The sequence below is a fragment of the Pseudomonas proteolytica genome, assembly GCF_007858275.1.
GTDB lineage: Bacteria > Pseudomonadota > Gammaproteobacteria > Pseudomonadales > Pseudomonadaceae > Aquipseudomonas > Aquipseudomonas proteolytica.
In genome coordinates, this window is sequence record NZ_VFEV01000014.1 from 46,048 (window position 1) to 66,672 (window position 20,625).

Sequence of the window (20,625 nt, forward strand, 5' to 3'; positions counted from 1 at the left end):
TGAGGTGATGCCATCGCAGGCAAGCCAGCTCCCACATAAAGCTCGCTCCCACATTGACCGTGTTGCATCAGTGGAAGCGGTGCCGGCTTACAGGTCCGCTAGGGTCGAAACCAGGATCGCCTTGATGGTATGCATGCGGTTTTCCGCTTGCTCGAAGGCGATGCAGGCCGGGGACTCGAACACGTCGTCGGTCACTTCGATGCCGTTGGCCAGGTGCGGATACTGCTCGGCAATTTGCTTGCCGATCTTGGTGTCGCTGTTATGGAACGCCGGCAGGCAGTGCATGAACTTGGTGCGTGGGTTGCCGGTGGCTTTCATCAGCTGGGTATTGACCTGGTATGGCAGCAGTTGCTCGATACGTTCGGCCCAGGCCTCTACTGGCTCGCCCATGGACACCCAGACGTCGGTGTGGATGAAGTCCACACCCTTGACCGCCGCTTTCGGGTCTTCGGTGAGGGTGATGCGTGCACCGCTTTCTTCTGCGTATTTTTTGCAGCGACCGACCAGATCGTCATGGGGCCACAGGGCTTTTGGCGCGCAGATGCGCACGTCCATGCCCAGCTTGGCGCCGACCAGCAGCAGCGAGTTGCCCATGTTGTTGCGGGCGTCGCCCAGGTAGGCGTAGCTGATGTCGTGGATCGGCTTGTCGGCGTGTTCACGCATGGTCAGCACGTCGGCGATCATCTGGGTTGGGTGGTACTCGTCGGTCAGGCCGTTGAATACCGGCACGCCGGCGAATTTCGCCAGTTCTTCGACGATTTCCTGCTTGAAGCCACGGTATTCGATGGCGTCGTACATGCGCCCAAGTACGCGTGCGGTGTCTTTCATGCTTTCTTTGTGGCCGATCTGCGACGAGTTCGGGTCGATGTAGGTGACGTTGGCGCCCTGGTCATAGGCCGCCACTTCGAAGGCACATCGGGTGCGGGTCGAGGTTTTCTCGAAGATCAGCGCGATGTTGTTGCCTTTGAGGTGCTGCTGCTCGGTGCCGGTGTACTTGGCGCGCTTGAGGTCGCGGGACAGGTCCAGCAGGTAGCGCAGTTCGCGCGGGGTGTGGTGTTCCAGGCTCAGCAGGTTACGGTTGTGGATGTTGAACGCCATGATGATTCTCCTTGGATTCGGTAATCGGCCCGTGCGGCATCGGGTGGACGCCGCCGGGGAGATGGTCGTTTAGTAGTCGATAGGGTCGCGGATGATCGGGCAGGTCATGCAGTGGCCGCCGCCACGGCCGCGCCCCAGTTCGCCGGCGCTGATGGTGATAACTTCCACACCGGCCTTGCGCAGCAGAGTGTTGGTGTAGGTGTTGCGGTCGTAGCCGATCACCACGCCAGGCTCCACGGCCACCACGTTGTTGCCGTCGTCCCACTGTTCGCGTTCGGCGGCGAAGCTGTTGCCGCCGGTCTCCACTACGCGCAGGGCCTTGAGGCCGAGGGCGGCGGCCACGGTATCGAGGAAGTTGGTTTTCTCCCGTTGGATATCAATGCCGTGGGGCTTGCTTTCATCTGGACGCAGGGTAAAGGGCACGATCTGGTTCACCACTTCCGGGAAGATGGTCACCAGGTCGCGGTCGCAGAAGCTGAACACGGTGTCCAGGTGCATCGCCGCGCGGGATTTCGGCAGGCCGGCAACGATGACCTTTTCCACGGCCTTGTTCTTGAACAGGTTGCGCGCCAGTTGGCCGATAGCCTGGTGGGACGAACGCTCGCCCATGCCGATCAACACCACGCCGTTGCCAATCGGCATCACGTCGCCGCCTTCCAGGGTGGCAGCGCCGTGCTCCTGGTCAGGGTCGCCGTACCAGATCTGGAAGTCGGCGTTGGTGAACTCGGGGTGGAACTTGTAGATGGCGGTGGTCAGCAGGGTTTCCTGACGTCGCGCCGGCCAGTACATGGGGTTGAGTGTCACGCCACCGTAGATCCAGCACGTGGTGTCCCGGGTGAACTGAGTGTTGGGCAGCGGCGGCAGGATGAAGCTGGCGTGGCCGAGGAAGTCGCGGAACATCTCGATGGTCTTGCCACCGAAGCTGCTCGGCAGGTCATCGGCGGACACGCCACCGATCAGGAACTCGGCGATCTTGCGCGGCTCCAGGCTGCGCAGCCACGAACCGACTTCATCGACCAGGCCCAGGCCCACGGTGTTGGCGGTGATCTTGCGCTCCAGGATCCAGTCCAGCGCTTCGGGGATGGCGACAATGTCGGTCAGCAGGTTGTGCATTTCCAGCACATCGATATCGCGCTCGCGCATCTTGGTGACGAAGTCGAAATGGTCGCGCTTGGCCTGAGCCACCCAGAGCACGTCATCGAAGAGCAGTTCGTCGCAATTGTTGGGGGTCAGCCGCTGATGGGCCAGACCTGGGGAACACACCATGACTTTGCGCAGTTTGCCGGCTTCGGAATGTACGCCGTACTTAACTTTTTCCGTGGTCATTACAGATCCTCCAGTGAACAAAAAGATTCAGGTGTTACAGGGTCAGGAAGCCGTCGTAGAGCCCATAGGCCGCCACCAGGGCGCCAATGACCACTGCGGCGAAAATCAGCTTCTCGACGTTGGTGAAAATCGGTTTGCCCAGTTCACGCTTGGCCTTGGCGAACAGAATCGCGCCAGGGGCATAGAGCAGGGCGGACAACAGCAGGTACTTGGTGCCACCGGCATACAGCAGCCAGACCGCGTAGATCAGGGCGATGGCGCCGATGAATAGGTCTTTCTTGCGCTCGGCCAGGGCCGCCTCGTAGGTCTCGCCGCGTACCGCCAGCAACAGTGCGTAGGCCGCCGACCACAGGTAAGGCACCAGGATCATCGAGGTGGCGAGGTAGATCAGCGACAGGTAGGTACTGGCGGAGAACAGGGTGATTACCAGGAATATCTGCACCATGGCGTTGGTCAGCCACAGGGCGTTGACCGGCACATGGTTGGCGTTTTCCTTGCGCAGGAACTCCGGCATGGTGTGGTCTTTGGCGGCGGCGAACATGATCTCTGCGCACAGCAGCACCCACGACAGCAACGCGCCGAGCAGGGAGATGATCAAGCCAACGCTGATCAGCACCGCGCCCCAGTGGCCGACCACATGTTCGAGCACGGCCGCCATCGACGGGTTCTGCAGCTTGGCCAGTTCCGGTTGAGTCATGATCCCCAGGGACAGCACGTTCACCAGCATCAGGAACAGCAGCACGGTGATAAAGCCGATGACGGTGGCCTTGCCCACATCCGAGCGCTTTTCGGCACGGGACGAGAAGATGCTCGCGCCTTCGATACCGATAAATACCCAGACGGTAACCAGCATCATGTTGCGCACCTGGTTCATCACGCTGCCCAGGTCGGGGTTTTTCACGCCCCAGATATCCGCGGTGAAGATGTCCAGCTTGAACGCGAACAGTGCGATCAATACGAACAGCACCAGCGGCACGACCTTGGCGACCGTGGTGACCAGGTTGATGAACGCTGCTTCCTTGATGCCGCGCAGCACCAGGAAATGCACGGCCCACAACAACACCGAGGCGCCAATCACTGCCGCCGGGGTGTTGCCTTCGCCGAAAATGGGAAAGAAGTAACCGAGGGTGCTGAACAGCAGCACGAAGTAACCGACGTTGCCCAGCCAGGCGCTGATCCAGTAGCCCCAGGCCGACGAGAAACCCATGTAGTCGCCAAAACCGGCCTTGGCGTAGGCGTATACACCGCCGTCCAGGTCGGGTTTGCGGTTGGCCAGGGTCTGGAACACAAAGGCCAGGGTCAACATACCTACGGCGGTGATAACCCAACCAATCAATACCGCACCAACATCGGCGCTGGCGGCCATGTTTTGCGGCAACGAGAAGATCCCACCGCCAATCATTGAGCCCACAACTAGAGCAACAAGGGCGCCTAATCGAAGTTTTCCGGGAGATTCAGACATTGCGTGACTCCAATGCAGGAGAAGAGAGACCACAGAATAAAACTGTGCGCTATTCAAACAGCTGACTCAGATCACTTCATTGGCACATTCCATTGTGAATTAAAGACTTATGAATAAATGCTGCGGGCGTATAATTACTCGGATAAGCGCGTCCCAGAGCTTTTATCCGTTTGGATTAATGCGATATGCGTAAGGCGTGGATGTTTGAAGCTAGCCCGTTTTCGCAGATGTGCAAACTTTTTCAAAAGGCTTTGCCAAATACCTCTCAAGGATAAAAGACAAGGGGTATTTAAATTCTAAATTTGCCTAAACTCGACTAACTGAAATGTCATTAAGTTATGAGGCGAGCAGTGTTATTCGCTATAGATAATAAACGTTGCATGTTTTCGATAAATTAGCCGAGTGCACAGTTGTTAGCTCAATGACGGTTTTATCTGCAGGAGTTTCTATGTCGCAACCGGCACAAAAGCTGCGCCTCAGCGCCCTGGTGGCGTTGGTGGTGGGCTCGATGATTGGCGGCGGGATCTTCTCGTTGCCGCAGAACATGGCGGCGCGGGCAGAGGTGGGGGCGATCCTGATCGGCTGGGGCATCACCGCCATTGGCATGTTGACCCTGGCCTTTGTGTTCCAGACCCTGGCCAACCGCAAGCCCAACCTGGACTCGGGTGTGTATGCCTACGCCAAGGCCGGTTTTGGTGACTACATGGGCTTCTCGTCGGCCTGGGGCTACTGGATCAGCGCCTGGATGGGCAACGTCGGCTACTTCGTGTTGCTGTTCAGCACCCTGGGCTATTTTTTTCCGGTGTTCGGCCAGGGCAACACGCCCGTGGCGATCGGTTGCGCGTCGTTGCTGCTGTGGGCCGTGCATTTTCTGGTGATGCGCGGCATCAAGGAGGCGGCGTTTATCAATCAGGTCACGACTGTGGCCAAGATCGTGCCGTTGCTGATGTTCATCGTGATCGCCGCCGTGGCCTTCAAGGCAGACATTTTTACCCGGGATATCTGGGGCCTGGGCAACCCGCAATTCGGTGGGGTGATGGACCAGGTGCGCAACATGATGCTGGTCACCGTGTTTGTGTTTATCGGCATCGAAGGCGCCAGTGTGTACTCGGCGCGCGCCGAAAAACGCTCCGACGTGGGGCGCGCCACGGTGATCGGGTTTGTCGGCGTGCTGGCCCTGCTGGTGCTGGTGAACGTGCTGTCCCTGGGGATCATGAGCCAGCCCGAGTTGGCCAACTTGCAAAACCCGTCACTGGCGGGCGTGCTGGAGCATATCGTGGGCCCCTGGGGCGCGATGTTGATCAGCATCGGCCTGGCGGTGTCGTTGCTGGGGGCGCTGCTGTCATGGGCCTTGCTGTGCGCCGAGATTCTCTACGCCACCGCCCATGACAAGACCATGCCGGCCTTCCTGAAAAAGGAAAATGCCAACCGTGTGCCGGTCAATGCGTTGTGGCTGACCAATGTGATGATCCAGCTGTTCCTGGTGATCACACTGTTTTCCGCCAGCACATACACCACGCTGATCTACCTGGCCTCGTCGATGATTCTGGTGCCGTATTTATGGTCGGCGGCCTATGCCGTGCTGCTGTGCGGGCGCGGGGAAACCTATGAGGGCGCCCACGGCGAGCGGCTCAAGGACCTGCTGGTGGGCGTGATTGCCCTGGGGTATGCGGTCTGGCTGCTGTATGCCGGTGGCTTGAAATACCTGCTGCTGTCGGCACTGCTGTATGCGCCGGGCGTCATCCTGTTTGCCCAGGCCAAGCGCGAGCAGGGCCAGCCGCTGTTTACCTTGTTGGAAAAGGGTATTTTCAGTTGTGTGATCGCCGGGGCGAGCCTGGCGGCGTATGGGTTGTACAGTGGTGTGTTGAGCCTGTGAGCGATTGTGCGGGCTTCATCGCGGGCAAGCCCGCTCCCACATTGACTGAGCTGTACACGATCAACTGTGGGAGCGGGCTTGCCCGCGATGACAATCCCAAGGTCACCACTGTGCCCGATGCGCGCCCAATTCCCCGGCCGGCAAGTCCCATTGCAGCGGTGTCCCGGTAATAGTGACCGGGGCCAGCAAACGATGTGCCGGCCCCCAGGCCGTCTGTTCCACCAGCAGCCCCTGATCAGCGGGTTGTTCTTCACGCAATGCGGGCTGCTTGCCGTGTCCCGCCTCAACCAACAATTTTGCCGTACGCGCCAGCGACAGCCGTGCCGAACCTGCGTGCCCGCTGTTCAAGCGCTGGGCCAAGGCCTGTATCGCACTGGCGGCCATCAGGTAGCCGGTAGCATGGTCCAGAGCCTGCACCGGCAGCGGCACGGGTTGATCCACCTGTTTGCTCTGCATACCGGCGTGGGCGATGCCGCTGCTCATCTGCACCAGGCTGTCGAAGCCCCGGCGATTGCGCCACGGGCCGCTCCAGCCGTAGGCGTTAAGGCTGACGTCGATCAGGCCAGGGGCAATCTGCTGCAGTGCGGTTGCGTTGTAACCCAGGTGTTCCAGCGCATCTGCCCGATAACCGTGAAGCAGAATGTCGGCATCCCTGAGCAGGTTTTCGAATAGTTGCCGGTCGTTGGCGTGTTTAAGGTCAAGGCGCGCGCAGCGCTTGCCCAGGGTCATTTCCGGGACGACCCCGGGTTCGTTCCAGCCAGGGGCGTCGATGCGCAATACGTCGGCACCCAGGCCTGCAAGAAAACGACTGGCCACGGGGCCGGCCAGGACGCGGGTCAGGTCCAGGACCTTGACCCCCGCCAGCGGGCGCGCAACGCTGCCGAGCCAGCGGCTTTTGCCGCGCGCGTCGAAGCGCTCCCATGCGATCAGGGGTTCCTGATTGACCGCCAACCCTTGTGGATGGGCCTGCCACTCCTGCCAGGTGCGCATCTGCGCCGCGCAGCCGGCTTCGTCGACTATCGCTTGTTCAAGCTCGCCAGCGTTCCACTGGGCGACCTTGAGGGCCATTGCCGTCCGCTGCGCCGCCTGTCCGAGTACTCGCTCGGCGGCGGCGCGATGGTGTGGGGCGTTGGTGTGCAGGCGAATCCAGCCATCGGCGCAGGCGTAGTCGCCGGCAATCGGGTCCCATAATGGCGGAACGCTCCAGCCCAGCGGGCGCAGGGAGCTGGAGAACCAGAACGAGGCCAGGCGCCGGTCGACGCTGACCATAGGCAAGCGCGCGGTCTGTTGTTCAAGCAGGCGGGCCACTGCCTGACCCGCCGCACCCATGCTGGCGCAGGCCAACTCGGTGACGGCGAAGGCCGACGGCAGGGCACCGGCCTCTGTGGTCGCCAGCGGTGCGGCCGGCAGATCGAGTGCAAGTTGGATCGATGTGAGCAGATCAGTCATCAGGGGCCCTCCTTAACAGAAGGGCCATCATAGAAGATCTTCAGGGGTGTCCTGCAATCCCCGGTTGCAAGGGCAAGTCCAGGGTGGCGATAAAACCGCCCTCGGGGTGGTTGGCCAGGCTCAGGCTGCCGCCGTGACGCTCGGCGGCGCGCCGGGCGATGGCCAGGCCCAGGCCATGACCTTGGGCGGTTTGCCCGGGGGCACGGTAAAACGGCTCGCCCAGTTTTTGCAGGTACTCGGCATCCACGCCCGGGCCGTGATCGCGCACGCTGATCACAATGCGTTCGCCCTCACGCTGGGCGCGCATTTCAATCGGCTGGGTGGGCGGGTTGAAGCGCTGGGCATTGCGCAACAGGTTGTCCAGCGCCCGTTCGATCATATGGGGCCAGCCCTTGAGGTTTAACGCCGGGTCGGCGTGAAGCCGGACCTCCTGGTCCGGGGCGCCGAGTTGGGCGTCCTTTTGCAGGGTCTCGAGCAGCCTATTGAGGTCGATGTCTTCGGCGCTGGCGTTGTCGGCGTCGACTCGCGCCAGTACCAGGATCTCGCTGATCAGGGCTTCGAGGCGGTCACATTCCAGGGTCAGGCGCGGCCAGAGCTTTTCCCGTGCCTCGGGGGTGGCCCGTTCCGCCAGGGCCAGGGCGATCCGCAGGCGGGCCAGGGGCGAGCGCAGCTCATGGGAGACGTCGCGCAGCAGTTGCCGCTGGCTGCCGATCAGGCTTTGCAGGCGCGCGCCCATGCGGTTGAAGTCGGTGGCCAGCACGCCAAACTCATCGCGCCGGTCGGCCAGGCGCGCCAGGCTGTTTTGCTGGTACGTGGTCTGCCCCAGATCATGCACCGCGCCGCGCAGGCGGCTCAAAGGCCGCGTGATCGACAGGGTCACCAGCAGGCTGAAAAGGGTCAGCACCACCAGCGCAATCGCCAAGGCGCTCAATGGCCAGAGCAGGCTGCTGCGGTGCCAGGCATCCAGCTCCGGCAGGGCAATGCGGTAGATCAGCAGGTAGGTATCGCCGGTCTTCTCGCTGGTGTATTCGGCCGTCAGGCGACGCCAGGGCAGCCGGCCCTCGTGGCTCTCATGCTGTCGCGCTTCGAAGGCGGCGGCACGGCGCGGGAAGGTGCCACGTACCACCGGGTCGCCGCTTTCGTTGAGCACTTGCACATCGACGTGGTATTGGCGCTTGCGCTGTTGCAACAAGTCCTGGGCCGCATCCTCGCCTTGGGTTTCGTAGCGCTGGGTCCATTCCTCGGCCAGGTTACTGAGGCCAGGGTGGCGGCTGAGAATCCAGGCATCCTGGTTGAGCATATGCCCAAGCAGGATCGACAGCCCGGCAACCAGGGCGATGGCCAGCCAAAAACTGGCAAGGATGCGCCAGAAGAGTGAACGCACAGGAAACCCTCAAACAGGAAAAGCCCAGTGGCGCGGGCCACTGGGCTGGGAGATTGCTAACGCATTATTGCGCTTTTTGCGGTTGTTGCGCTTTCCAGGCCTGGAACTGCTGCCACTCGGCCTGACGCTCGGCGCGTTTCTTCGCCATTTCGTCGAACTTCTTCTGCTGATCAGGCTTGAGCAGGGCGCGGATATCGGCTTGGGTTTTCTGCTTGGCGGCGGCCATCTCGTCGTTCATGGCTTTCTGCTCAGCGGCCGGGAGTTTGTCCAGGTACTTTTTGACCAGTTGCTGACGACCTTCACGTTGCTCGCCCATCAACTTGCCGATCTGCTGGCGCTGTTCGCGGGTCAGGTCCAGTTGGCTGAAAGGGCCGCCTTTGCCGCGCATGCCGTGTTCACCGCCGTGGCCCGGGCCGCCCATCATATGGCCTTCTGGACCGCCCATCGGACCTGGGCCTTCTGGCATGGCCATGGCAACGGTAGGCAGGGCAGCAGCGAACATCAGAGCGATAAGGGTCTTGCGCATGGTGTTTCTCCTTGTCTCGGTTCCGGTGAGTCCGGATGTGAGTAGATTACGAGGATCAAGGTCAGCGGCGGTCAGGGGAGGGTAAAGCTTGGGTAAAGACGGGTTGGGTGGGGGCTTACAAAACAGGTAAGAGCCGGCAAGCCGGCTCCTACAGGGGATTTCAGGGGGTGTAATAGTAGCCACGGCTGCGCAGGGCGACGATCCGCGGGCGGCCGTCGGCATGCGGGCCGATTTTCTTGCGCAGGTTGCTGACGTGCATGTCCAGGCTGCGGTCATACAGGGTCAGCTTGCGGCCCAGGGCAATCTGCGCCAGTTCCTGCTTGTCCAGCGGCTCGCCCGGTTGGCGCAGCAAGGCTTCCAGCAGGCGGCTTTCGGACAGGGTGAGGGTCAGTTCCTGATGGTCGATGATCACCACGCCGCGCACCGGGCTGAAGCACAGGTCGCCCAGTTCCAGTTGGGTCGACACAGCCGTCGGATGGCTGCGGCGCAACACCGCCCGTAGGCGGGCGGTCAGTTCGCGGGGGTCGCAGGGCTTGGCCAGGTAGTCATCGGCGCCCAGCTCCAGGCCGAGGATCCGGTCCAGGGGCTCGCCCCGTGCCGAGAGCATCAGCACCGGCAGTTCCGGGTGGTCGGCGCGCAATTGCTTGAGCAGCTCCAGGCCGCTGCCGTCGGGCAGCATCACGTCCAGCACCACGGCCGCCGGCGCGGCGTCGGCCAAGGCCTTGCGGGCGCTCACGCCGTCATGGCAAGCGCGCACCTGGAAACCTTCCTGGCTCAACCAACTGGTCAGCAGCTCACAGAGCTCCTGGTCATCATCTATCAGTAACAGCTCGCTCATGACTCACTCAATTTAGCCATTGTCGACGGCGCCGATGCCCGCCACTGGCGAAGATACCGCACAGCAGGGCAACCAGCGCAACTCCTGCGCCAATCACGAACCATTGCTGCTGGTCGGTGAGCCAGCGGGGCAGGGTGCTGCCTTGTGCGTCCTTGAGTTGCTGGGCCAGGCGCTGGTTCTCCTGGCGCAAGCGGCTCAATTGCGCACTCTCGCGGGCGGCATCGGCAGTTTGCAATTGTTTGCTCAGTTCTTCGCGCAGGCGTTCGCTTTCTTTCAAGCGTTGCTGCAACTCGGTGATCTGGCTGCCGGCACTCAAGGACAGGGGCGTAGAACTGCCGGTGTTCGAGGTTTCTTCAGCCTGGGCCGTGGCCCCGATCGTTAACACTGCCAACAGACACAACTGACTTAAGCGCATCGGAACTCCTGATTCCACACGAATATTCAGAACGTTGTCGGCAGGTTACCGAGAATAATGAGCGATCAGGCGTTTGCCGAACCCAATAGGTTCAGCGCCACCCGGATCAAGGCAGGACTTGCTTGAAGGGTTTGATCACGACATCGGCATACACACCGGCCGCTACATACGGGTCGGCCTTGGCCCAGGCTTGGGCATCGGCCAGGGACGCGAACTCGGCAACGATCAGGCTGCCGGTGAAGCCGGCTTCTCCCGGGTCATTGCTGTCGACTGCCGGGTGCGGGCCGGCGAGCACGATGCGTCCTTCGGCTTGCAGCGCCTTGAGGCGTTCCACGTGGGCCGGGCGCACAGCCAGGCGCTTTTCCAGGGAGTTGGCGACGTCGGTGGCAATGATTGCGTAGAGCATGTCAGTCCTCGGTTTTTGGCGTGGTGGAGTCGGTGTCGTGCAGGTGGCGCGACAGGTAGATGCCCTGGGCAACCAGGAATACCACGGTCATGCCCAGGCTGCCGAACACCTTGAAGTCGACCCAGTAGCTCTGGAAGGTAAAGGCCACGAACAGGTTGGCCGCGCCACAGAACAGGAAAAACAGGATCCAGGCGATGTTCAGGCGGATCCAGATCGGCTCCGGCAGGCTCAGGGCATGGCCCATGATCCGCTTGATCAACAGGCGGTCGCCAATGAAGTGGCTGCCGATAAAGGCCAGGGCGAAGAGCCAGTTGACCACCGGGGCTTTCCATTTAAGGAAGGTTTCGCTGTGGAAGGCCAGGGTCAGGCCGCCAAAGACCAGGCAGGCGATGAGGGTCAGCCATTGGCTTTTTTCCAGCTTGCGCTGGGAGATGAAGATCGCGCCGTAGACCACCAGGGAACTGATGATCAGCACCGCCGTGGCGCTGTAGATGCCGCCGAACGACAGCTCATGGCCGCCGATATCCAAGACCCGTGGGTCGGTTTTGAAGACAATGAAAAACAGCAACAGCGGGATGAAGTCGATGAATTGTTTCACAGTAAGAGCCAGAAGCTGGATGTGGCGGCATAATAACAAACATCCTTGGTTGCGATAGCGCCAGCTGACTTGAGGTTACACACTCCCGTGAATGTTGATTTGCACTGCCACAGCACGGCCTCCGACGGCGCCCTGGCGCCCGCGGTACTGGTTGCGCGTGCGTTTGAAAAAGGCGTGCGAGTCCTGTCGCTGACCGATCACGACACCCTCGAAGGCCTGGACGAGGCGCGCAGCGCCGCCACGGCACTGGGGATGCATCTGGTCAATGGCGTCGAACTGTCCTGCACCTGGGGCGGGGCGACCATTCATGTACTGGGCTACGGTTTCGACGTCAACGCCCCGCCATTGGTGGCGGCCATTGCCAGTTTGCACGATGGCCGCTGGCTGCGGTCCGAAGAAATAAGCCGCAAACTGGCGCTCAAAGGCATGCCCAACGCCCTGGAGGGCGCCCGTGCCATCCAGCAGGAGCTGGGCGACAGCGGCAACGCGCCGGCCCGTCCGCATTTTGCCGACTGGATGGTGCGCGCAGGCTACGTCAAGGATCGCGCCGAAGCGTTCCGCAAATGGCTGGGCGCCGGCAAGCTGGGGGACGTGAAGTTGCACTGGCCGACCCTCGAAGACACCGTGGCTACCCTGCGCGCTTCGGGGGCCTGGGTCAGCCTGGCGCATCCCTGGCACTATGATTTCACCCGCAGTAAACGCCGCAAGCTGATAGGCGACTATATTCAAGCAGGTGGCCACGCCATCGAAGTGGTCAATGGGCATCAACCCGCCGAACAGGTTGGCAGCCTGGCGATTCTTGCCCGTGAATTTGGGCTGCTGGTCAGCGCCGGCAGTGATTTCCATGGCCCAGGCGGCTGGTCGGAGATCGGCGAATACCGCCCGGTCCCGGAAGACTTGCCGCTCCTGTGGGGGCGATTCAAGCATGACCCCATTACCGCCACCGTCTGAACAGGTAGAAAACGTGAGTCAATTTTTCCAGATTCATCCGGAAAACCCGCAAGCGCGGCTGATCAAGCAGGCCGTGGAGATCATCCGTGCCGGTGGCGTGGTGATCTACCCCACGGACTCCTCCTACGCCATTGGTTGTCAGATCGGCGACAAGAATGCGGTGGAGCGCGTAAGACGCCTGCGCGACCTGGATAAGAACCACAACTTCGCGCTGATCTGTAGCGACTTGTCGCAACTGGGTCTGTTCGCCAAGGTTGATACGGGCACTTTCCGCCTGCTCAAGGCCCATACGCCAGGGCCCTACACGTTCATCCTCAATGCCACCCGCGAGGTGCCGCGCCTGTTGCTGCACCCGAAGAAGCGCACCATCGGCCTGCGGGTGCCGGAGCATCCCATCGCCCTGGCATTGCTGGCCGAGCTGGGTGAGCCACTGATGAGCGTGTCGCTGATCATGCCCGGAGAGTCCGAGCCGCTGTACGACCCTTATGAAATGCGCCAACTCCTGGAAAAACACGTAGACCTGATCATCGACGGCGGCTACGGCGGCAACAAGGCGTCTACAGTGATCAACCTGGCCGACGGCGAGCCTGAGGTGGTGCGCGTCGGTTGCGGCGACCCCACGCCGTTCATGGTCGAGGCCTGAATGTCGGCCGTGGAAACCGTCGACAGCCAGGCCGGTGCCCAGCAGGAGCTGCCATTTGCCATGGTCTACGGCCAGGCGGTCATGGAAATGCCCCTGGACTTGTACATCCCGCCGGATGCCCTGGAAGTCTTCCTTGAGGCCTTCGAGGGGCCGCTGGACTTGTTGCTGTACCTGATCCGCAAACAGAACATCAATATCCTCGATATCCCGGTGGCAGAAATCACCCGCCAGTACATGGGCTATGTCGAGTTGATGCAGTCGGTGCGCCTGGAACTGGCCGCCGAATACCTGGTGATGGCTGCGATGCTGGCCGAGATCAAGTCGCGCATGCTGCTGCCGCGCTCGGAGACGATCGAGGCCGAAGAGGACGACCCGCGCGCCGAACTGATCCGCCGCCTGCAGGAGTACGAGCGCTTCAAGGCTGCTGCCGAAGGCATTGACGGCTTGAGCCGCGTGGGCCGTGACGTGGTGGTGCCCAAGCTGGATGCGCCGGAAGCCCGGGCGCGCAAACTGTTGCCAGATGTGAGCCTGGAAGAATTGCTGATGTCCATGGCCGAGGTGCTGCGCCGTGGCGATATGTTTGAAAGCCACCAGGTCAGCCGTGAAGCCTTGTCCACTCGCGAACGCATGAGTGATGTGCTGGAGCGCCTCAAGGGCGGTGGTTTTGTGCCGTTTGTCGAGCTGTTCACCGCTGAAGAAGGGCGCCTGGGGGTGGTGGTGACTTTTATGGCGATCCTCGAACTGGTCAAGGAGTCCTTGGTCGAGCTGGTACAGAATGAGCCTTTTGCGGCTATCCACGTGCGGGCGCGAGCCGAATAACGAGCTGAATCGATGAATCTGACTGAACCCCGCGAACTGGCTCCGCTGTTGGAAGCCTTCCTCTTGGCCTCGGGCAAGCCGCAATCACTGGAGCGCCTGTTCGAACTGTTTGAAGAGGCTGAGCGCCCGGAGCCGCCGGTATTCAAGAAGGCCTTGGAGATCCTGCGCAAATCCTGTGAAGGCCGGGCCTTTGAGCTGCGGGAAGTGGCCTCGGGTTACCGCCTGCAAATTCGCGAAAAGTTTTCGCCGTGGGTCGGACGCCTGTGGGAAGAGCGCCCGCAGCGTTACTCCCGGGCGATGCTGGAGACCATGGCGCTGATCGCCTATCGCCAGCCCATCACCCGTGGCGAGATCGAAGACGTACGCGGCGTGGCGGTCAACAGTCATATCGTCAAGACGCTGCTGGAGCGCGAGTGGATCCGTATCGTCGGTTACCGCGACGTGCCGGGCAAACCGGCGATGTTTGCCACCACCAAGGTGTTTCTCGATCACTTCAACCTGAAGAACCTCGACGACCTGCCGCCATTGGCCGAATTGCGGGAGATCGAGGCCGAACCGGTGCGCGATTTCGACGATGCGCCAGTGCCGGCTGGCTTGCAGGAGCTGGCTGATGCCAGCGCCGAGCCGGAAGAGCCCAAGGACGAGACCAGTTTCCATACGCTGCTGTTGGAGCTGGACGATATGGAGCAGGGGATCAAGACCGATTTTGATGACTTGCTGCGCGATGGGGCGGCCGAGCCCGAAACGCCGGTGAACGTTGAAACGACGCCAGCGGTCGAATCTGAACCTCTGGAAGATATCTTGGGTGTGGCGGCCGCTCGCGAAAAATTGCTGGCCGCCGTCGCCGCCCTTGAACAGCCCGAGTTGAGCGAAGAAGAAGCCGAAGCCCGGGCACTGGCCGAAGCCATCGAAAACGAACGCCGCGAATTCGAAGACTGACAGCTCCCACAGAAAAGCCCTGTGCAGTGAGGTAGTGATGAGCTCCACCAAAGACCCCTGCATCAGCATCTGCAAATTCAGCGAGGATATCTGCCTCGGCTGCGGGCGCAGCAAGCGTGAGATCCGGTCCTGGAAGAAACTCGACAAGGTCGACAAGCGCGAGGTGCTGGCCGAAGCCGAGCTACGGCTGCTCGCCCTGGGTGCCACCGGTCGGCGGAAAAGCAAATGAGCCGGCCCATATCGACTAGTCTCTGATGCGCAATGCGCGCCATGAGCGTATGATTCGCGACCCTTCGGCGATGCGTTCGCCCAAGACCCCAGTTTCAATACCGTCAGGCCACGCCTGAATCGACACACCGGGAGGTGCTTAAGATGAAAGACCAAGACCAGAACGACAGCCAGGAAATCGGCCCAGCAGGCGAGAAACTGCAAAAAGTCCTCGCCCGTATCGGCGTCGGCTCGCGTCGCGACGTGGAAGCCTGGATCACCCAGAAGCGCATCAAGGTCAACGGCGTCGAGGCCACCCTTGGCCAGCGCGTCGACCTGCATGACGCGATCACCATTGATGGCAAGGTCATCAAACGTGAAGAGGCCGCCGAATCGGTGCGCCGCGTGATCATGTACAACAAGCCCGACGGCGAGATCTGCACCCGCGACGACCCGGAAGGCCGTCCCACCGTGTTCGACAAGATGCCCAAGCCCAAAGAAGGCCGTTGGATCAACATCGGTCGCCTGGACATCAACACCACCGGTTTGCTGATGTTCACCACCGACGGTGAACTGGCCAACCGCCTGATGCACCCGTCCTACGAGATGGACCGTGAATATGCGGTGCGTGTACGTGGTGAAGTCGATGACGAGATGATCGAGCGCCTCAAGGCTGGCGTCGTGCTGGAAGACGGCCCGGCCAAGTTCACCGACATCAAGCAGGCTCCAGGTGGCGAAGGTTTCAACCACTGGTACCACTGCGTGGTGATGGAAGGGCGTAACCGTGAAGTACGTCGCCTGTGGGAATCCCAGGGCCTGGTGGTCAGCCGCCTGAAGCGCGTGCGTTTTGGCCCGGTGTTCCTCAACTCTGACCTGCCGATGGGGCGCTGGCGCGAAATGAGCCAGTACGAAGTCGACATCCTCAGTGCGGAAGTGGGCCTGACCCCGGTGGCCATGCCGCAGATGAACGCCAAGAGCAAAGACAAGCTGGAGCGTATGCAGCGTAAATCGTCGCGCCCAGTGGCTCGCACCGAGCGCGTTGCCCGCACTCTGCGCCCGGCGCTGGATGCACCGGCCACTGGCGGTCGTATTTCCCGTCAGCCGCAGATCGAGGGTGATCGTCGCCCATCGGCTCCGGCCCGTCAGGATGGCGAGCGTGCGCCGCGTACTCCACGTCCGGCCGGTCGTGGCGAAGCGCCAACAGGTGGCCGCAGCAACCGAGGCGATGCAGGCCGCGGTGCGCCGCAGACCGATCGTCCAGCCGAAGGCGCCAAGCGCCCAGCCAAGCCAGCGCCGAAAAAGCGCCCTGGGCTCAAACTGGTGGCTGACGAGCCATCGGGCAAGCGCCGTGGTGCACCGGCAGGTTCCGGGCAGCGTCCGGGCTTTGGTCGCAAGAAGCCTTAAGGGCTGCGGCAAGTTTTAAGCTGCGAGCGGTAAGAGAAAACGCCAACCCTGAGGGTTGGCGTTTTTTTTGCGTCGGACTTTGTGCAGGAGCGAGCTTGCTCGCGAAAAAACCAGAGCTGTCACGCTTATCCAGGATGAACGCGGTGCTCGGGCGTTTGCCGCGAGTAGGCTTGTTCCTACAGATGATGGCAAGCCCGGTCGTCATGAATGTCTTCCGCGCTGTAACAATTATTTTACGCAGGGCCTGAGCCTACGCCTGTCTTGGTCTCGTGGTTTTTTATCTGTAAAGAAAACTTGCCGATCGGTCAACAATCTCCCCGGCAAGGCTCCCTAACCAATCGAGCGGTGTACAATGCGCCGCGTTTTACTGTGACCCCCCTTGCATACCCATGCAAAAGGCCTTCAAGGCTGGCTGCCTTGTTAACTCCGCCTGGCCACAAGCCGGACGGGTTCGATTTCGTCACAGATAAAAACAAACAGGTGACGCATGACCGTAAGAAAGACGCTGAACTCCTGGTGCCTGCGCTGGGGTTTGATCGGCGCTGCTTGAGTCGGTTTCAAAGCAGCATCGTGTAATCAACATCATCAAACCTTGCGTGAGACCCTTTTCATGAGTGCAAACAACTCGCCTTCAGGTGAACTGAAGCGCGGCCTGAAAAATCGTCATATCCAATTGATCGCCCTCGGTGGCGCGATCGGTACCGGCCTGTTCCTGGGCTCGGCGGGGGTGCTGAAGTCAGCCGGCCCGTCGATGATCCTCGGCTATGCCATCTGCGGCTTTATCGCCTTCATGATCATGCGCCAACTGGGCGAAATGATCGTCGAAGAGCCAGTAGCCGGCTCCTTCAGCCATTTTGCCCACAAGTACTGGGGCGGTTTCGCGGGCTTTTTGTCGGGCTGGAACTGCTGGATCCTTTATATCCTGGTGGGCATGTCGGAGCTGACGGCCGTCGGCAAGTACGTGCACTACTGGTGGCCGGAGATTCCGACCTGGGTCTCGGCGGCGGCATTTTTCGTGCTGATCAACGTGATCAACCTGGCCAACGTCAAAGTGTTTGGCGAGGCCGAGTTCTGGTTTGCGATTATCAAGGTGGTGGCGATTGTCGGCATGATCGCCCTGGGCAGCTATCTGCTGGTCAGCGGCACCGGCGGGCCGCAGGCGTCGGTGAGCAACCTGTGGGAACACGGCGGGTTCTTCCCCCATGGCGTCGGTGGGTTGGTGATGGCCATGGCGATCATCATGTTCTCGTTTGGCGGCCTGGAAATGCTCGGCTTTACCGCCGCTGAAGCGGACCAGCCACGGACCGTGATCCCCAAGGCGATCAATCAAGTGATCTACCGCATCCTGATTTTCTACATTGGCGCCCTGGTGGTGCTGTTGTCGCTGACGCCATGGGACAGCCTGCTGGTGACCTTGAACGCGTCCGGCGATGCCTATAGCGGCAGCCCGTTCGTGCAGGTGTTCTCGATGCTGGGCAGCAACACTGCCGCGCATATCCTCAACTTTGTGGTGTTGACGGCGGCGCTGTCGGTGTACAACAGCGGCACCTACTGCAACAGCCGCATGCTGCTGGGCATGGCCGAACAAGGCGACGCCCCGGCGGCGTTGGCGAAGATCGACAAGCGCGGCGTGCCCGTGCGTTCGATCCTGGCCTCGGCGGCAGTCACCCTGGTGGCGGTGTTGATGAACTACTGGATCCCGCAGCACGCCCTGGAACTGCTGATGTCCCTGGTGGTGGCCACGTTGGTGATCAACTGGGCGATGATCAGCTTCTCGCACTTCAAGTTCCGCCAGCACATGAACCGCACCGGCCAGGTGCCGCTGTTCAAGGCGCTGTGGTACCCCTATGGCAACTTTGTGTGCCTGGCGTTCGTGGTGTTTATCCTGGCGATCATGCTGATGACGCCGGGCATTCAGAAGTCGGTGTATGCGATTCCGATCTGGCTGGCGTTCATGTGGGTCTGCTATTTCTTCAAGAGCAAGCGCGAGGCTCGGGAAAACCTGAGTGCGGTATCCTCGCTGAACAACTAGCCTACCCTGCAGGAGCCGGCAAACCGGCTCCTGCAGGTGTCAACGGACCCGCTTTCCATGTTGGTAATCTCCAGTAACGTGCACCTGCCCGATGCTGAAATCGAGTTGACGGCCATCCGCGCCCAGGGCGCAGGGGGGCAGAACGTCAATAAGGTTTCCAGCGCGGTGCACTTGCGCTTCGATATCGGCGCTTCATCGTTGCCGCCGTTCTACAAGGAGCGCCTGCTGGCACTGCGTGACAGCCGCATCACCAGCGAAGGCGTATTGATCCTCAAGGCCCAGCAATACCGGACCCAGGAACAGAACCGTGCCGATGCCCTGGAGCGCCTGGTGGAGTTGATCCTCAGCGCGACCAAGGTCGAGAAAAAACGCCGTCCGACCAAACCCACCCTGGGCTCGAAAAAGCGTCGCCTGGAATCCAAGACCAAGCGCGGCAGCATCAAGGCCGGGCGCGGCAAGGTGGATTTCTAGCCGGCGTTGCGTTCGTCGCGGTATTTGGGTGCCTGGCGATACAGGTATAGGCTCAGCAGCAGCCCGGCGAAGGCCGCCAGTGCGGCAAACAGAAAGATCGAAGCAAAGCCGAAACCCGCCGCAATAGCGCCGGCCAATGGCCCGGTGATGCCCAAAGACAAGTCGATAAACAGCGAATAGGCCCCCACCGCCGCGCCACGGCTGGAGGCAGGCACCAGGTTGACCGCCTCGACGCCCAGCGCTGGAAACACCAGGGAAAAGCCAAAGCCACTCAGGGCCGCGCCCGCCAACGCCAGTTCGGCATTCGGCGCCAGCCACAACAGCAGCAGGCCAAGGGTTTCCACCGACAGGCAGGCGATCGCCACGCGAAACCCGCCGATCCGGTTGATCAGGTTACCGAACAGCAACCGCGCGCCGATAAAGCTGGCCCCGAACAGGCTCAGGCACAGCACCGCGTTATCCCAGTTCTGGGTTGCGTAATACAGGGTGATAAACGTAGCGATGGTGCCAAAGCCGATGGAGCCCAGGGCCAGCCCGCAGCCGTGGGGCAGTACGCGGCCCAGCACATGCATGAAGGGCAGGCGTTCGCCGACTACGATGGGCGCCGCGACTTTCGGCCAGGCCAGCAGCAGGCCCAGCACCGCCAGCACCATGATGCTGGCGCCCATGCTCCACAGCCCGAACCGGCTGACCAGCAGCACCCCCAGCGGTGCGCCAATCGCCAGGGCGCCGTAGCTGGCAATACCGTTCCAGGAGATGACCTTGGCGGTATTCAGCGCACCGACCCGGCCAATCCCCCAGCCAATGGAGCCCGATCCCACCAGGCTTTCGGCACTGCCCAGGACCAGCCGGCCAATCAGCAGGCTGGTCAGGCTCAAGGCCGGCAGATGGGTCAATGCCGCGGACACCAGCATGAACACCCCACTCAAGCCACAACCGGCCAGGCCGTACATCACCGCGCGCTTGCTGCCGCGGTTATCGATGATGCGCCCGGCATAGGGCCGGCTCAGCAGGGTGGCCAGGTACTGCACGCTGATCACCAGGCCCGCGATCACCGCGCCAAAACCCAGGTCGCTGTGGACATAGCCCGGCAATACGGCCAGGGGTATGCCGATATTCAGATAGCCGATAAAGGTGAACAGCACGATGGAAACGACTTGCAGCGTGACCGCCATGGGGCGCTGGGTATCTGGCATGGGAGGGGTCCACTGTCGCGGCAATAAAAGATAGGCTGCTTATGATACCGGTGCTTTGCGCTGCACAGGGCATAAAACCTTTGGCGGCTGAACGACCGCCATCGCTGGCGAGCCGGCGCCTACAGTGGCGCGGGGTTGAGCATGCGCGTGGTCACGAGCGCGGCCAGGGCGTTTTCCTGGGTGCCAAAGCGCTTGAGCAGCAGCGCTTGTTTTTCCGGGCTGAGGCGGCTCCACACATCGACCATTTGCAGGGCGGCGCCGAGTATCGCGTCATCGGGGGAATGCTTGGGAGTGTCAGGCATGTTGCGTGTCTCTTGATTCAGGCGGTGTGGAAAGCGCGCAATGTCACGCTTTCCACACGGTCTGGGTACTGCGGTCAGTCGTCGCTATCGCTGTCGACCGGTGCTGCTTGTGCTGGCGCTTGTTTATCGCTGCCGGCCTGTTGTGGGGTTGGCTGCTCGGTCTCGTGCAGGCTTGGGAAGGGGAGATTGGGAATCTCGTGCATCGTCGTCGCTCCTCGCAAGGTCTGTTGTGGGATTGCAGATGTGCCACGCTTTTTACAAAGCCTGGGCAGGATACAGCACT

At 61.4% G+C, this 20,625-nt stretch carries 22 protein-coding genes; 9 read left to right on the top strand and 13 right to left on the bottom strand.

Annotation, left to right across the window (positions count from 1 at the left end):
* Positions 1-87: 87 nt before the first annotated feature.
* The 3 genes from FIV38_RS12240 to arcD (FIV38_RS12250) form a co-directional block, all read right to left on the bottom strand.
* Positions 88-1,098 carry an ornithine carbamoyltransferase gene (locus FIV38_RS12240; RefSeq protein WP_092237792.1) on the bottom strand — a complete coding sequence of 337 codons (1,011 nt, stop codon included), beginning with the start codon at positions 1,096-1,098 and terminating at the stop codon, positions 88-90.
* Between the two features lie 69 nt (positions 1,099-1,167).
* Positions 1,168-2,424 (bottom strand): arginine deiminase, encoded by a 1,257-nt coding sequence (arcA, locus tag FIV38_RS12245; protein ID WP_092237789.1) that lies wholly within the window; start codon positions 2,422-2,424, stop codon positions 1,168-1,170.
* Between the two features lie 34 nt (positions 2,425-2,458).
* The gene (gene arcD / locus FIV38_RS12250) at positions 2,459-3,886 is read right to left on the bottom strand and encodes an arginine-ornithine antiporter (protein WP_029296320.1); all 1,428 of its coding nucleotides are present in this window, start codon (positions 3,884-3,886) and stop codon (positions 2,459-2,461) included.
* 448 nt (positions 3,887-4,334) lie between these two features.
* Here arcD (FIV38_RS12250) and arcD (FIV38_RS12255) point away from each other — a divergent pair, with 448 nt between their 5' ends.
* Complete coding sequence (gene arcD / locus FIV38_RS12255; protein WP_092237786.1) at positions 4,335-5,762, top strand: arginine-ornithine antiporter; 1,428 nt, start codon at positions 4,335-4,337, stop codon at positions 5,760-5,762.
* A gap of 102 nt (positions 5,763-5,864) precedes the next feature.
* Here the strand turns inward: arcD (FIV38_RS12255) and FIV38_RS12260 are convergent, their stop codons facing one another.
* The 7 genes from FIV38_RS12260 to FIV38_RS12290 all read right to left on the bottom strand — a co-directional run bounded on the left by FIV38_RS12260 (position 5,865) and on the right by FIV38_RS12290 (position 11,378).
* Positions 5,865-7,211 (bottom strand): CoA transferase, encoded by a 1,347-nt coding sequence (locus FIV38_RS12260; protein WP_092237783.1) that lies wholly within the window; start codon positions 7,209-7,211, stop codon positions 5,865-5,867.
* Positions 7,212-7,251: 40 nt separating this feature from the next.
* Positions 7,252-8,595, bottom strand: coding sequence for a sensor histidine kinase (locus FIV38_RS12265; RefSeq protein ID WP_092237780.1), 1,344 nt, complete (start codon positions 8,593-8,595; stop codon positions 7,252-7,254).
* A gap of 64 nt (positions 8,596-8,659) precedes the next feature.
* Entirely contained in the window at positions 8,660-9,121 is a 462-nt protein-coding gene (locus tag FIV38_RS12270) for an LTXXQ domain protein (protein WP_029296329.1), read from the bottom strand.
* Positions 9,122-9,281: 160 nt separating this feature from the next.
* Positions 9,282-9,959, bottom strand: coding sequence for a response regulator transcription factor (locus tag FIV38_RS12275; RefSeq protein ID WP_029296332.1), 678 nt, complete (start codon positions 9,957-9,959; stop codon positions 9,282-9,284).
* 7 nt (positions 9,960-9,966) lie between these two features.
* Positions 9,967-10,374 carry an SH3 domain-containing protein gene (locus FIV38_RS12280; protein WP_070995318.1) on the bottom strand — a complete coding sequence of 136 codons (408 nt, stop codon included), beginning with the start codon at positions 10,372-10,374 and terminating at the stop codon, positions 9,967-9,969.
* 106 nt (positions 10,375-10,480) lie between these two features.
* On the bottom strand, positions 10,481-10,780 hold the full coding sequence (locus FIV38_RS12285; RefSeq protein ID WP_070995319.1) for a YciI family protein: 300 nt from the start codon (positions 10,778-10,780) through the stop codon (positions 10,481-10,483).
* Between the two features lies 1 nt (position 10,781).
* The gene (locus tag FIV38_RS12290) at positions 10,782-11,378 is read right to left on the bottom strand and encodes a septation protein A (protein WP_092237778.1); all 597 of its coding nucleotides are present in this window, start codon (positions 11,376-11,378) and stop codon (positions 10,782-10,784) included.
* Positions 11,379-11,465: 87 nt separating this feature from the next.
* Between FIV38_RS12290 and FIV38_RS12295 the strand changes: the two genes are divergently transcribed.
* The 8 genes from FIV38_RS12295 to arfB all read left to right on the top strand — a co-directional run bounded on the left by FIV38_RS12295 (position 11,466) and on the right by arfB (position 18,844).
* Positions 11,466-12,329 carry a PHP domain-containing protein gene (locus FIV38_RS12295; RefSeq protein WP_029296341.1) on the top strand — a complete coding sequence of 288 codons (864 nt, stop codon included), beginning with the start codon at positions 11,466-11,468 and terminating at the stop codon, positions 12,327-12,329.
* A gap of 13 nt (positions 12,330-12,342) precedes the next feature.
* Positions 12,343-12,972, top strand: coding sequence for an L-threonylcarbamoyladenylate synthase (locus FIV38_RS12300; RefSeq protein ID WP_070995321.1), 630 nt, complete (start codon positions 12,343-12,345; stop codon positions 12,970-12,972).
* A 120-nt stretch (positions 12,973-13,092) separates the two neighbouring features.
* A complete protein-coding gene (locus tag FIV38_RS12305) occupies positions 13,093-13,791 on the top strand; it encodes a segregation and condensation protein A (RefSeq protein WP_169851199.1) in 699 nt (232 codons plus the stop codon).
* A gap of 12 nt (positions 13,792-13,803) precedes the next feature.
* Positions 13,804-14,730, top strand: a complete 927-nt coding sequence (scpB, locus tag FIV38_RS12310; RefSeq protein WP_092237775.1) for an SMC-Scp complex subunit ScpB — start codon at positions 13,804-13,806, stop codon at positions 14,728-14,730.
* A gap of 37 nt (positions 14,731-14,767) precedes the next feature.
* Positions 14,768-14,959 carry a DUF1289 domain-containing protein gene (locus FIV38_RS12315; RefSeq protein ID WP_092237772.1) on the top strand — a complete coding sequence of 64 codons (192 nt, stop codon included), beginning with the start codon at positions 14,768-14,770 and terminating at the stop codon, positions 14,957-14,959.
* Between the two features lie 143 nt (positions 14,960-15,102).
* Positions 15,103-16,341, top strand: a complete 1,239-nt coding sequence (rluB, locus tag FIV38_RS12320) for a 23S rRNA pseudouridine(2605) synthase RluB (protein WP_029296351.1) — start codon at positions 15,103-15,105, stop codon at positions 16,339-16,341.
* A gap of 610 nt (positions 16,342-16,951) precedes the next feature.
* A complete protein-coding gene (locus FIV38_RS12325) occupies positions 16,952-18,373 on the top strand; it encodes an amino acid permease (protein WP_029296353.1) in 1,422 nt (473 codons plus the stop codon).
* A gap of 57 nt (positions 18,374-18,430) precedes the next feature.
* Complete coding sequence (gene arfB, locus FIV38_RS12330; RefSeq protein WP_029296355.1) at positions 18,431-18,844, top strand: alternative ribosome rescue aminoacyl-tRNA hydrolase ArfB; 414 nt, start codon at positions 18,431-18,433, stop codon at positions 18,842-18,844.
* On the opposite strand, the gene FIV38_RS12335 is transcribed toward arfB, so the two are convergent.
* The 3 genes from FIV38_RS12335 to FIV38_RS30700 form a co-directional block, all read right to left on the bottom strand.
* Positions 18,841-20,040, bottom strand: coding sequence for an MFS transporter (locus tag FIV38_RS12335; protein WP_029296357.1), 1,200 nt, complete (start codon positions 20,038-20,040; stop codon positions 18,841-18,843). The two genes, arfB and FIV38_RS12335, sit on opposite strands and share 4 nt — an antisense overlap.
* 119 nt (positions 20,041-20,159) lie before the next feature.
* Positions 20,160-20,342, bottom strand: coding sequence for a hypothetical protein (locus tag FIV38_RS12340; RefSeq protein WP_029296359.1), 183 nt, complete (start codon positions 20,340-20,342; stop codon positions 20,160-20,162).
* Positions 20,343-20,416: 74 nt separating this feature from the next.
* Positions 20,417-20,545, bottom strand: coding sequence for a hypothetical protein (locus FIV38_RS30700; RefSeq protein WP_256324357.1), 129 nt, complete (start codon positions 20,543-20,545; stop codon positions 20,417-20,419).
* Positions 20,546-20,625: the final 80 nt, after the last annotated feature.